Origin of the sequence: Serratia sp. H1w (assembly GCF_000633355.1) — a bacterium.
GTDB lineage: Bacteria > Pseudomonadota > Gammaproteobacteria > Enterobacterales > Enterobacteriaceae > Chania.
The window spans coordinates 108,717-120,564 of sequence record NZ_AYMQ01000045.1 but is presented as its reverse complement, the minus strand read 5'-3'; the positions used below and the strand labels follow the sequence as shown (position 1 = coordinate 120,564).

Annotated in this window: 13 protein-coding genes; 4 read left to right on the top strand and 9 right to left on the bottom strand. The window is 56.2% G+C overall.

Going from position 1 to position 11,848, the window contains the following annotated elements:
- Positions 1 to 8: 8 nt before the first annotated feature.
- The 3 genes from U869_RS0109185 to pldB form a co-directional block, all read right to left on the bottom strand.
- A complete protein-coding gene (locus U869_RS0109185) occupies positions 9 to 674 on the bottom strand; it encodes a cysteine hydrolase family protein (RefSeq protein ID WP_025118985.1) in 666 nt (221 codons plus the stop codon).
- 286 nt (positions 675 to 960) lie between these two features.
- A complete protein-coding gene (yigL, locus tag U869_RS0109180) occupies positions 961 to 1,761 on the bottom strand; it encodes a sugar/pyridoxal phosphate phosphatase YigL (protein WP_025118986.1) in 801 nt (266 codons plus the stop codon).
- An 11-nt stretch (positions 1,762 to 1,772) separates the two neighbouring features.
- A complete protein-coding gene (pldB, locus tag U869_RS0109175) occupies positions 1,773 to 2,810 on the bottom strand; it encodes a lysophospholipase L2 (RefSeq protein ID WP_025118987.1) in 1,038 nt (345 codons plus the stop codon).
- Positions 2,811 to 2,947: 137 nt separating this feature from the next.
- Between pldB and rhtB the strand changes: the two genes are divergently transcribed.
- The gene (gene rhtB, locus U869_RS0109170; RefSeq protein WP_025118988.1) at positions 2,948 to 3,568 is read left to right on the top strand and encodes a homoserine/homoserine lactone efflux protein; all 621 of its coding nucleotides are present in this window, start codon (positions 2,948 to 2,950) and stop codon (positions 3,566 to 3,568) included.
- Positions 3,569 to 3,695: 127 nt separating this feature from the next.
- Here the strand turns inward: rhtB and rhtC are convergent, their stop codons facing one another.
- The 3 genes from rhtC to pldA are packed head-to-tail and all read right to left on the bottom strand — an operon-like array spanning position 3,696 to position 7,095.
- Positions 3,696 to 4,322, bottom strand: a complete 627-nt coding sequence (gene rhtC / locus U869_RS0109165) for a threonine export protein RhtC (protein ID WP_025118989.1) — start codon at positions 4,320 to 4,322, stop codon at positions 3,696 to 3,698.
- 12 nt (positions 4,323 to 4,334) lie between these two features.
- A complete protein-coding gene (recQ, locus tag U869_RS0109160) occupies positions 4,335 to 6,167 on the bottom strand; it encodes an ATP-dependent DNA helicase RecQ (RefSeq protein ID WP_025118990.1) in 1,833 nt (610 codons plus the stop codon).
- 46 nt (positions 6,168 to 6,213) lie between these two features.
- Complete coding sequence (pldA, locus tag U869_RS0109155; RefSeq protein WP_025118991.1) at positions 6,214 to 7,095, bottom strand: phospholipase A; 882 nt, start codon at positions 7,093 to 7,095, stop codon at positions 6,214 to 6,216.
- A 202-nt stretch (positions 7,096 to 7,297) separates the two neighbouring features.
- Here pldA and U869_RS0109150 point away from each other — a divergent pair, with 202 nt between their 5' ends.
- The gene (locus U869_RS0109150) at positions 7,298 to 7,768 is read left to right on the top strand and encodes a thioesterase family protein (RefSeq protein WP_025118992.1); all 471 of its coding nucleotides are present in this window, start codon (positions 7,298 to 7,300) and stop codon (positions 7,766 to 7,768) included.
- A gap of 104 nt (positions 7,769 to 7,872) precedes the next feature.
- Positions 7,873 to 8,760, top strand: coding sequence for an EamA family transporter RarD (rarD, locus tag U869_RS0109145; protein ID WP_025118993.1), 888 nt, complete (start codon positions 7,873 to 7,875; stop codon positions 8,758 to 8,760).
- Here the strand turns inward: rarD and U869_RS0109140 are convergent.
- The 3 genes from U869_RS0109140 to ysgD form a co-directional block, all read right to left on the bottom strand.
- Positions 8,752 to 9,813 (bottom strand): AbrB family transcriptional regulator, encoded by a 1,062-nt coding sequence (locus tag U869_RS0109140; RefSeq protein ID WP_025118994.1) that lies wholly within the window; start codon positions 9,811 to 9,813, stop codon positions 8,752 to 8,754. The two genes, rarD and U869_RS0109140, sit on opposite strands and share 9 nt — an antisense overlap.
- 132 nt (positions 9,814 to 9,945) lie before the next feature.
- Positions 9,946 to 10,896, bottom strand: a complete 951-nt coding sequence (gene corA, locus U869_RS0109135; protein ID WP_025118995.1) for a magnesium/cobalt transporter CorA — start codon at positions 10,894 to 10,896, stop codon at positions 9,946 to 9,948.
- A gap of 166 nt (positions 10,897 to 11,062) precedes the next feature.
- Positions 11,063 to 11,134, bottom strand: a complete 72-nt coding sequence (gene ysgD / locus U869_RS32875) for a YsgD/CorL family protein (protein ID WP_363136375.1) — start codon at positions 11,132 to 11,134, stop codon at positions 11,063 to 11,065.
- Between the two features lie 196 nt (positions 11,135 to 11,330).
- Here ysgD and U869_RS0109130 point away from each other — a divergent pair, with 196 nt between their 5' ends.
- Complete coding sequence (locus U869_RS0109130; protein WP_025118996.1) at positions 11,331 to 11,804, top strand: WbuC family cupin fold metalloprotein; 474 nt, start codon at positions 11,331 to 11,333, stop codon at positions 11,802 to 11,804.
- Positions 11,805 to 11,848 lie beyond the last annotated feature (44 nt).

The window sequence follows — 11,848 nt, the reverse complement described above, 5'->3', positions numbered from 1 at the left end:
ACCGAAGATTACCGCAGACCATCCACAATGGCGGCAGCATCGCTGACCCAGCCAAAAATCGCGCCCTGCGCCTTGATCATCTCCAGTGCATACTTCTGGAATTCAGGGAAGTAAGAACCGACGCAGTCCTGCGGGATGATGCATTCAAAGCCACGGTCATTGGCTTCACGTACCGTGGTGGTGACGCAGACCTCGGTCGTCACGCCGCACACGATCAGCGTTTTGATACCGTGGTTTTGCAGGATCAGATGCAGGTCGGTCTGGTAAAACGCGCCTTTGCCTGGCTTGTCGATCACCGGCTCACCGGCCTGTGGGTAAAGTTCAGGAATGATGTCGTGGCCCGCTTCGCCTCGTACCAGGATACGGCCCATCGGCCCATGTGTGCCGATAAAGGTCTGGCCACCACGGGTTAATTTAGCGAGTGGGCAATCGGTCAGGTCGGCACGATGGCCTTCGCGGGTGTGGATCACCAGCAGCCCCTGACTACGCGCGGCAGCCAGCACCTTTTTACAAGGCTCGATCGCGCTACGTACCAAATAAACATCGTTGCCCAGTGCTTCACCAAAGCCCCCCGGTTCAACAAAGTCTTTCTGCATGTCGATCATCACCAGCGCGGTGCTGGCAGTAGCGAAAGGAAGGTCGAAGGGTTCTGCGTGAAAAGTTTTCTGTGTCATGGCGCATCTCCTGGATCGTTATTTTGCGGCCTGAGGGCCGGGAATTCTGGGGTCTGATCCGAGTATAAGGGGCTACGGCCGACAGCACAGATAAACGATTTTGCGTGCAGCAACGAATATTTTGCAGCAGGCAAATACCCCGACAATAAGTGTGAGATTAGCCATAAAGGGAGTTTTAGATGCAATTAAATTGATGCAGATGAGGGGATAGAAGCAAAAAAATCGTTGATGGAATGTGAGCTGAGTCGCTAGATGGGCGCAGCCAGCGAGACTGCGCCCCAATAACTTAAATCGAATACATTTTGCGCAGGTAGTGAGGCACGGCGTCGTCAACGTTGGAGCCAATCACTTCCAGCTCCGGCAGTTTGTCTTTCAGACGCTGTTGAGCATCCTGCATGATGCAGCCTTTCCCTGACATCGACAGCATTTCCAGGTCGTTCATACCGTCACCAAAGGCGATGCACTCTTTGAGCGAATAGCCGATGATCTTGGCCACCTCTTCCAACGCATGCCCCTTCGATACGCCACCGGCCATCACTTCCAGGCAGGTAGGGAACGAGAAGCTGACGTTGACCCGGTCGCCCCAGCGCGCGTTGATGGCATCTTCCAGCGGCAGCAGTTTTTCATGATCTTCGCAGGTGAAATACACCTTGCACACGCCATCGGTTTCCAGCAAGCCCGGCTCAAACAGCTGATACTTGAAGATGGACTCCTGGAAAAACTCTTCCTGCTCCGGGCTTTCACGGTTCATGAACCAGTCGTCGTTGCGGTAGACGTTGGTCAGGATATCCTGATTATCATGCATCATGTTATACAGATCGCGAGCGATATCCTCATCCAGGTTGTGGCTGAAGATCAGTTCACCGGCGGTGTTGTGTACCCGTGCACCGTTGGAGGTGATCATAAAGGCACTGATACCGAGATTATCGCGGATCTGGGAAACGTCGATATGGTGGCGGCCGGTAGCGAACACAAAGTGTACGCCTTGCTGCGTCAGCAGCTGCAACGTCTCTTTGGCGTACGGCGTCAGGGTGTGCTCAGGGGACAGCAGTGTGCCATCTAAATCGGAAGCAACGACGTGATACATAGCGATTTGTTCTAACCTCTAGTGGAGTGGTCGGCGGCAGCAGTACCACCTAAGTGCTGAGCAAAGAAGCGCAGGATTGCGTTCAGTGCCTCGGCGCGCATCGCGTCCCGTTCGAACAGGATCTCATGGCGAGCGCCTTTGATAACCCACGGTTTTCCCCCTTCACAAGGATGCCCCGCGTCTGACAGTGCCTGACAAAAAGCACGTTGGGAACGGTTGTCGACCACCCGATCCTCACCGGCCTGCAATAATAAAATAGGTGTGGTTATGTTAGCAGCCTGGGCAATAATCTGCTGCCCGGCCTGAATACTTTCCCTGACCCAGTGGTAGGTTGGCCCCCCTACCCGCAGTTCAGGATAATCGGCGTAATAGCGCAGGCTGCGGCGATAGCGCTCGCGGCTGTGGGTCAGCGTATTGACCACGTAGGGCAACGGCCGCCACTGCCCGGTGCCTACCGCGTAATAATCTCGCAGCCCCGGGCGTTTTTCCGCCCAGTTCAAGATGCCGTTGGCCATCCATCCAGGCATTGGCAGATAAATGCCAAACATCGGCGCGCAGAGTGCCGCGGCGGCAAACGCCTGTGGCTCACGCGCCAGAAACTGCGCCAGTATCGCGCCCCCCATCGAGTGCGCCAGAGCGACATGCTGCTGGTAACCCAAGGGTTTGACTTGCTGATGGTAAAACTGGGCAAAGTCGTCCACGTAGTCGGCAAAGTTTACCACATGCCCCCGGTGCGTATCTGCCAGCATCCGGCCAGACAGCCCCTGACCACGATGATCGATGATCATCACGTCATAGCCGCAGTGAAACAGATCGTACGCCACTTCCGGGTATTTGATATAGCTTTCGATGCGGCCTGGGCTTATCACCACCACCCGTTGGTGCTGCGGGGATGCAAAGCGCACAAAGCGGATCGGCACGTCACCGACTCCGATGAACTCACCCTCTTCGCGCTGCCGCCAAAAATCCAGCAACGGCCCGGTCGCGAAGGCAGAAAACTGCTTTTCACGGTTTAACCATTCAGCGGGATCGAGGGTGGATGACGTCATTGCCTGCCTTTTAACGGGATGTTCGGAGACTCAAATGTGATCTGTGGCACGAGAAATCATACTAGCGTATTGTGGATCGGTTCTGACAAAAACAGACTCTATTGTGGCACAAATTACGCTTTTCAGGGAGCCTTGCGATGACCTTAGACTGGTGGTTAACCTATCTGCTGACAACTCTTATCCTCAGTCTTTCGCCCGGCTCCGGTGCGATTAACACCATGAGTACCGGCATCAGCCACGGCTATCGCGGAGCGGCAGCGTCAATTGCGGGCCTGCAGGTTGGCCTGAGCATCCACATCGTGCTGGTGGGGATTGGTCTCGGCGCGGTAGTTTCCCAATCGCTGCTGGCCTTTGAGCTGCTGAAATGGTTTGGTGCGGCCTATCTGGTGTGGCTGGGTATCCAGCAATGGCGTGCCGCAGGCGCGTTGGATCTGCATACGTTGGCAGGCACCATGCCGCGCCGTCGTCTGTTTCGCCGCGCCGTGCTGGTGAATCTGACCAATCCCAAAAGCATCGTCTTCCTGGCGGCCCTGTTCCCGCAATTTATCATACCCAACCAACCACAGGCCGAGCAGTATGTCATTCTCGGCGTGACCACGGTGGTGATCGATATTCTGGTGATGATTGGCTATGCCACGTTGGCCACGCGCATTGCCGGTTGGCTAAAGACACCGCGCCAGATGCAGTTGCTGAACCGCATTTTTGGCTCGCTGTTTATTCTGGTGGCGGGATTGCTGGCAACGGCCAGAAAGGCATGAGAACACGATTCTAGGCGTTATTGTCGCAGGCAGTTTGCACACGGACAGTGCACAGGACCGGCAGCGTACGTTGAAGTACGTGAGGAGTCCGAGCACTGCCCGGGTTCAAAATGGCAAGTAAAATAGCCTAGCGCGTGAAGATCAGATGCAGGCCAAAACCGGTGAACAACACCCCGGCCAAACCGTCGATCCATTTCGCCATCCGCTGATAGCCCCGGCGCATGGCGGGCAACGCGAAAATGATCGCCACCAGGCTGAACCAGATAAAGGTTTCGGCGGTGATCAAGGTGAACAAACCCCAGCGCGCCCCAGCCCCAACATCCTCACCGACGAACAGCGAGAACACGCTACCAAAATAAATGACCGCCTTCGGGTTGGAAAGATTGGTGAGCAAACCGCGGATAAAGCTGCGGCCCGGCTTGGCTAACGCCACCTTCACTTCTTCTGTCGGCGCGGTTTGTGCGTTCTGCTTACGGGCAGAACGCAACAATTGCCAGCCCATCCAGCACAGATACAGCCCGCCGCCAACCATAATGATTTGATGCAGCCAGGCCATCTTTTGCAGGATCAGGTTCAACCCCAGCAGCGCTACGCCAGCCCAGACCATCACGCCGAGGGAAATCCCTACCACGCCCATCATCGCTTCGCGGCGGGAACGGCTGGCCGCGGTTTGCGACACAAAAAAGAAGTCCGGCCCTGGGCTCATCAAAGCAATGATATGCACCAGCGCTACCGTTAAAAACAACATCAGCATGAGTGATTATCCTTATTCGTCGTCACCGTCGAGGTGAGCACGGATCATCGCCATAAATGGCGCACCAAAACGTTCCAGCTTACGCTGCCCTACGCCGTTGACGCTCAACAACTCGCTGGCTCTGATCGGCATCTGTTCGGCCATCTCCAACAGCGTTGCATCGTTAAACACCACGTACGGGGGGATGTTCTCTTCGTCGGCAATCGATTTACGCAGCTTGCGCAGTTTGGCAAACAGTTTGCGATCGTAATTGCCGCCGTAGGATTTCTGGTTGGCGCTGCTGCGTACCTTGAGGCTCTGAATACGCGGCACCGCCAGCTGTAGCACGACCTCACCCCGTAACACCGGGCGCGCGGCTTCAGTCAGTTGCAATGCCGAATGCATCGCAATGTTCTGGGTAATAAAGCCCAGATGGATCAGTTGGCGCAGCACGCTGGTCCAGTGTTCGGTGGTATGGTCGCGGCCAATGCCGTACACCGGCAGTTTTTCATGACCAAACTCGCGAATACGCTGATTATTGGAACCGCGTAACACTTCCACCACGTAGCCAATGCCGAAGCGTTGCCCGACGCGGCCAATCGCCGACAGCGCCTTGCGCGCATCATCCAGGCCGTCATAACGCTTAGGCGGATCGAGGCAGATATCGCAGTTGCCACAGGCTTGCTGCTTGCCTTCACCGAAGTAGTTCAGTAACACCAGACGGCGGCAGGTTTGCGCTTCGGCAAATGCCCCCATGGCGTTGAGCTTATGGCGCTCGATATCCAACTGCTGGCCCGCTGGCTTCTCTTCCAGGCAACGGCGCAGCCAGGCCATATCGGCCGGGTCATACAACAGGATCGCTTCCGCTGGCAGGCCATCACGCCCTGCACGACCGGTTTCCTGATAGTAGGATTCGATGTTGCGTGGAATATCGAAGTGCACCACAAAACGTACGTTGGGTTTGTTGATGCCCATGCCGAAGGCCACGGTGGCGACCACCACCTGCAAATCATCACGCTGGAAGGCTTCCTGCACCTGCGAGCGGCGCTCATTGTCAAGCCCGGCGTGATAAGCCCCAACGCTCAATCCACGGCTTTGCAGGCGCGCGGTGGTGTCTTCCACCTTGGCGCGGCTGTTGCAGTAAATAATGCCGCTTTTGCCGCGCTGGTCCTGCACGAAGCGCCACAGTTGGTCGAGAGGTTTGAACTTCTCCACCAGCGTGTAGCGGATATTGGGACGATCGAAGCTGCTGATCTGGATCAGCGGATCTTCTAGCGACAGCAGACGAACAATATCCCCCCGTGTGGCTTCATCAGCGGTGGCGGTCAACGCCACTACCGGCATGCTCGGGAAACGTTGCTTCAGCTGACCCAGAGCGCGGTATTCCGGACGGAAATCGTGGCCCCACTGGGAAATACAGTGCGCCTCATCCACCGCCAGCATCACCGGCGGGCAGTGATCCAACAGCTCAAGGAAGCTGTCCATCATCAGCCGTTCGGGGGCGATATACAGCATTTTGATCTGGCCGCTGCGGCAACCCGCCATCACCTCTTGCTGCTGCTCCCGTGTTTGCGTGGAGTTATAGCAGGCGGCAGAAACACCATAGGCCAAGAGCTGATCGACCTGATCTTTCATCAACGAAATCAGTGGGGATACCACCAGCGTCAGTCCATCCATCACCAGCGCCGGGATTTGGTAGCACAGCGATTTACCCCCGCCGGTCGGCATCACCACCAGGCAATCCTGGCCGCCGATAATTGCGTTGATAATCGTTTGTTGACCCGGACGGAACTGCTGGTAGCCGAAGGTATCGCGTAATACCTGCTCTGCCAGCAACTCTCTGTTTATCACTGCTGCGGTTGACACACACTTCCCCATTTATCACTATCACGGTGCCTGACTGACACCGCCATTACATAATATCGTTAAGCATGACACCAACACCAAGCCGTGTCTGCTTGAAGTTGTAATCAATCATCGATTCGCCGTAGCCGCTGAAGACCTGGGTATAGAAACGCACATGGCTGGTGATTGGATAGCTCCAGCCTAACTGCGCGCCACCAAATCCGCTATTCCAGTTGTATTGCCCTTCGGCGCTGAACACGCTTTCCCCCAGGGCATAACCCACCGTCAGGCGGTAATAGCCCATATATTTGGTGATATCCGGGTTATCATCGCTGCTGTCGCTTTCCGAGAAGCGGAACCAGGGCTTGACCTCGACCTGCCAGTCGCCATTCTGCGCCATCAGACGCGCATAGCCACGGTTCCAGCTACGCGAGGTAGGATCTTCACGGCCATTGGACTCATGGTTCAGACCCACTTCGATATCGCGCAACGTCCAGCCAGCAAACTGATACGCCGTAGCCCAGCCGACAAAAATCTGCGGTTCGTAGTTGGTTTCACGAAACGGTGAGGACTCATCATGGTTGGAGAGCTGCCACCAGGAACGTTGGGTGTAAGAAGCCCCCAATACCGAGTTCTCGCCAGCAATGCCGCGCCAGATCGGGAAGGCCAGGCTGAGTTGGAACTTCACCTCATCCTTGCGGGCATTTTCCGCCCAGCTATATGACTTGATGGCTTCCTTGTTCAGATCGCTGGTATCGGTATACAGCAGGTAGTTAGTTTCATAAGGGTAGAGAGTGAACGGGTTATCATAGTTTTGCAGCATATTGCCAATGATGCTGCCGCGAATCGCCGGTTTGTTCAGATTCTTTTGCTCACTGCTGGCCTCATCGGCCTGCACCACTACTGGCGCAAACAGCATCGCCATCACTATCCCAGACAGAACGCGCATAATTTTGTTCACTCTCGAAAGATAAGGAAAAAACCAGAAATAAAAGCAGGCTATTTTACACACATTGCCGGATTTACCGCACTAGGGAATACATTTATCTGGCAGGCCTGGAAAGCAACAAAAGATAAGCATAAAATCCACAAGTCATTAACCTGGACTGACCAGTATATCGGCTGGCAAAACTCAAATGAAGAAAGGAACTATGTCACACACACTTTTGACCCTCGAAGCCGCCCGCCAGAAGATAGGCGAAATCTTCGTCTATCACATGCCGTTTAACCGTGAATTGGGGCTAGAGCTACGCCGCTTTGAAGACGACTATGTGGAGTTGAGCTTCACCAACCAGCCAAAGCTGGTAGGCAACGCCGCACAGAAGATCCTGCATGGCGGCGTGATCGCTTCCGTACTGGATGTTGCCGCCGGGCTGGCGTGCGTGGGCAGCGTGCTGATGCGTCAGGATCCGCTGATCGAAGAAGAGCTGGCCTCTCGCCTGTCACGCATGGGGACGATCGATCTGCGCGTCGACTATCTGCGCCCAGGCCGCGGTGAGCATTTTGTCGCGTCCGCCAGCGTACTGCGCAGCGGTAATAAAGTGGCGGTAGCACGCGTTGAGCTGCACAACCACGACGGCTTGCATATCGCCAGCGCCACCGCCACCTATCTGGTGGGCTAAGGGCACCCGCAGCAGGTTGTGCCCCACAGACCACACAATTGTGGGACACAACTGGTTATCTCCAGTAAAATCACCGCATCTTCTTTTCCCACCCGGTAACCGTCATGGACGCGCAACAGACGCGGCAGGGCATTTTCTTTGCTCTGGCTGCCTATTTTATCTGGGGTATCGCCCCCGCCTATTTCAAACTGATCCAGCAGGTCCCTGCCGATGAAATCCTGACCCACCGGGTGATCTGGTCGTTCTTCTTTATGTTGGGATTGGTGTCATTGGGTCGTAACTGGCCGCGGGTGCGGGCCGCCTGTAAAAACCGCAAGCGGCTACTGCTGCTGGCCGTCACCGCGCTGTTGGTAGGGGGAAACTGGCTACTGTTTATCTGGGCGGTGAATAACCACCATATGCTGGAAGCCAGCCTGGGCTATTTCATCAATCCGCTGGTCAATGTGCTACTGGGGATGCTGTTCCTGGGGGAGCGTTTCCGCCGGATGCAGTGGATAGCCGTGGCGTTAGCCTTTACCGGGGTGCTGGTGCAGCTGTGGCAGTATGGTTCACTGCCCCTTATTGGGCTGGGCTTGGCCTTCAGCTTTGCCTTCTACGGCCTGCTGCGCAAGAAGATTGCCATTGATGCCCAAACCGGCATGCTGATCGAAACCCTGTGGCTGCTGCCGATAGCCGCGATTTACCTGTTCCTGATCGCCGACAGCCCAACCAGTCACTTGAGCGCCAACCCCTGGTCGCTGAATCTGCTGCTGGTTGCCGCCGGGGTGGTCACCACCATTCCGCTACTGTTCTTCACCGCAGCGGCCACCCGCCTGCGCCTGTCAACGCTCGGCTTCTTCCAATACCTGGGGCCAACGCTGATGTTCCTGCTGGCGGTGACCTTCTACGGTGAGACCGTCGGCCAGGATAAGCTGGTGACCTTTGGCTTTATCTGGGCGGCGCTGGTGTTGTTCCTGCTAGATGCCTTGTACCAACAGCGCAAGCTACGTTGATTGCGCAGGCGTGGCGTGATTAGAGATAAATCGCGCCATCGCCGGGCCCGTCAGCAGGATCGTGAATAGCCGCAGCGTCTGCATTGCCATCACAAAAGAGAGATCCACCCGGCTGCCTGCGGCGATGATCGCCACGGTATCCAGCCCGCCGGGGCTGGTGGCCAGATAGGCCGTCAGCAGATCGACCGGTAGGAACTGGGTCAACATCCACGCCAGCCCGCCGCAAAACAGCATCAGCGCTAAAATCGACACCACCATCTGTGGCAAAGTACGCAGTGCCAGCAAGAAGATTGGCCGGGTAAAACGCAACCCGACGCTCCAGCCAATCAGCGTGTAGGCCAACGCCAACAGCCATTCTGGCACCTGTAACAGCATGATGCCGGTGGAGTGTAATGCTGCCCCGGCGATCATCGGCAACAACAGCGCGCCAGAAGGAATGCGCAGGCGTGGCCCCAGCCAGGAACCGATAATGGCAACGCCTAACGTACCGGCAAAACGCCAGTCTAGCGCCGGGAACCACTCCATCGCGGCACTCCCTTGTCCGGCTTCATCACCCAGACCAATACGTGCCACCACCGCCGCTGCTGTCGCAACAAACAGCACCCGCAGATACTGCATAAATGCCACCAGCCGCACGTCCGCACCGAAATCCCCCGCCATCGCCACCATGGCCGAAGCACCACCGGGAGAAGAGCCCCAGGCACCTGTTGGGCCGGGTAACCCACTGAAACGTACCAGACACCAGCCAGAAATTCCGCTCGCCATCAGCGTCGCGATCAACACCAGCAACACCAGTGGCCAGTCGGCTATCAGAGGGGTAAGAATATTGGGAGAGAGGCTTTGAGCGATCATACAGCCCAGAATTGCCTGGGCGGCGATAAACAGCGGGCCAGGGATACGCACCGAAGCGCCGAACAACCCCATCGCTACGCCGACGATCATCGGCCCCAGCAGCAGCGCTGCGGGAACGTGGAAGGCCTGTAAACCAAACCCCAACACCAGCGAAGCCAGCAGCAGGATCAGCCATTGAATGACGCGCGGGAACTTCTCCATTAAAACGCATGCCTTACGAGCCGATAAGCAGTGGCAGGTATTCTACCGCGGTTTGACAGGCGATGGAGGGATCATTGGAGATAAAATGGGGCGGTGGTGCAGACCACCACCCGAAGCGAGTCACAAGCGGATTTACAGCCAGTTCTTGCGTTTGAAGTACAGATAAGGTGCCAGCCCTGCCACGATCATCAGCGCAATCGCGCCTGGGTAGCCGAACGACCAACGCAACTCAGGCATAAACTCAAAGTTCATCCCGTAGCTTGAGGCCACCAGCGTTGGCGGCAGGAACACGACCGAAACCACCGAGAAGATCTTGATGATGCGGTTCTGTTCGATATTGATAAAGCCCATCGCCGCCTGCATCAGGAAGTTGACCTTCTGGAACAGCGATTCGTTATGCGGCAGCAGGGATTCGATATCGCGTAGCACTTCTCGCGCCTGCTCCAGTTGGCTGGTTGGCAGACGCGCCTTACGCACCAGGAAATTCAACGCACGTTGGGTATCCATTAAGCACAGGCGCACTTTCCAACCGATGTCTTCCTGCTCGGCCAGCGTGGACAGCGCTTCATCATATTCGTCGCCCTGGTGCCCTTCCATAATTACCCGGCTGAGCTTTTCCAGATCGCTGTAGACGTTTTCGATCTCGTCGGCCAGCTGTTCGATTTTAGTTTCGAACAGATCCAGCAGCAGTTCGTAGGCGTTGCCGTCCACCATGCGCAGATTGCGCGCACGCATCCGATAAAGCCGGAAAGCGGGCAGCTCACGTTCACGCAGGGTATACAGACGGCCATCACGGATGGTGAATGCCACGGTGGAGTTACCCGCGTGATCTTCAGCATCTTCATAATAGAAAAAGGAGTGGATATGCAGGCCGTCATCGTCTTCGAAGAAACGGGCCGAGGCTTCGATATCATCCAGTTCGGGGCGTGTCGCCAGGCTTTGGCCCAACTCATTTTGCACGCGCTCGCGTTCGCCTTCCTCCGGCTCGACCAAGTCAACCCACAACGACGAGGTCAAATCATCTGAGTCATCCAACTCCAGACGGGATAAGCGGCTGTTATCTAATTTAAAAGCGCTTAGCATGTGCCAAAACTCCCTAATGGTAACGGGGTAGACCACGCATTGAAGCACAGAAAGCGAGGGAAGTATGCAATACCCGCTCGTTCCAGACCATGAAGAGATCTGACTCGGAGCGACGCTAGAGAGGGTCGCCGACAACCACGAAGGGTATCAGCGCAATGGGATAGCCTTAGAAGTTGTACCTGGTATCCAGGTCTGTGAGCCAGTATCTACTGGGTGTGTCCAAGGCGTGTGTCCTCATTGAGATTCGTGCGCGCATGTTACGCCGAGAAGAAAAAGCCTGTCAACCGCTTAGGGCGGAAAGTTGCGCAACAATTCGGCACGCTCACGGCCCGTTTGTCACACGATCGCAACCTTCGGAAAACCGGGTAGCGATCTCTGACCGCAGCCGTGAAACTTGCTAAGATTAGCGCACAGAAATATTGCGGATTGAAGACATGAAACAGATTACCGCCCACGACCTGACCACCATGAGCGAACAGGCAGCCAAACTGCCACGCCTGCGTGCCCACCGTACCTTGCACGAAGAGTTGAGCGATCCGGTACAGCGCCTGGCGATTGCCATGGAGCCGGGCACCTATATCCGGCCACACCGCCACCCGCAGACCTGGGAGTTACTCACCCCGCTGCGTGGTCGTTTTGTGGTGTTGCAGTTTGATGACGCGGGTGTGGTCACCCAGCGAACCCTGCTGGGCGAAGAAACCAAGGTGCTGGAGATGCCTGCATCTACCTGGCATGCCGTGCTGTCTGTCGATCCGGGTGGCGTGGTGTTTGAAGTGAAGCAAGGCCCTTATCAGGCGCTCGGTGAAGAGGATTGTATGCATTGGGCACCACCGGAAGGTGGCGAGGGTATCGAAGCGGTGATGCGTTGGTATGCTACAGCTAATGTAGGCGATCGTTACGGTCACTGATCCCCTCACCCCAACCCTCTCCCCAAAAAGGAGAGGGAGCTAGT

What these genes read in the sequence shown, in the direction of transcription:
- pldB (WP_025118987.1), bottom strand. Translation starts at nt 2,810, where the DNA reads ATGACGTCATCCACCCTCGATCCCGCTGAATGGTTAAACCGTGAAAAG.
- U869_RS0109140 (WP_025118994.1), bottom strand. Translation starts at nt 9,813, where the DNA reads ATGGAGAAGTTCCCGCGCGTCATTCAATGGCTGATCCTGCTGCTGGCT.
- corA (WP_025118995.1), bottom strand. Translation starts at nt 10,896, where the DNA reads ATGCTAAGCGCTTTTAAATTAGATAACAGCCGCTTATCCCGTCTGGAG.
- rhtB (WP_025118988.1), top strand. Translation starts at nt 2,948, where the DNA reads ATGACCTTAGACTGGTGGTTAACCTATCTGCTGACAACTCTTATCCTC.
- yigL (WP_025118986.1), bottom strand. Translation starts at nt 1,761, where the DNA reads ATGTATCACGTCGTTGCTTCCGATTTAGATGGCACACTGCTGTCCCCT.
- U869_RS0109130 (WP_025118996.1), top strand. Translation starts at nt 11,331, where the DNA reads ATGAAACAGATTACCGCCCACGACCTGACCACCATGAGCGAACAGGCA.
- pldA (WP_025118991.1), bottom strand. Translation starts at nt 7,095, where the DNA reads ATGCGCGTTCTGTCTGGGATAGTGATGGCGATGCTGTTTGCGCCAGTA.
- rarD (WP_025118993.1), top strand. Translation starts at nt 7,873, where the DNA reads ATGGACGCGCAACAGACGCGGCAGGGCATTTTCTTTGCTCTGGCTGCC.
- U869_RS0109185 (WP_025118985.1), bottom strand. Translation starts at nt 674, where the DNA reads ATGACACAGAAAACTTTTCACGCAGAACCCTTCGACCTTCCTTTCGCT.
- rhtC (WP_025118989.1), bottom strand. Translation starts at nt 4,322, where the DNA reads ATGCTGATGTTGTTTTTAACGGTAGCGCTGGTGCATATCATTGCTTTG.
- U869_RS0109150 (WP_025118992.1), top strand. Translation starts at nt 7,298, where the DNA reads ATGTCACACACACTTTTGACCCTCGAAGCCGCCCGCCAGAAGATAGGC.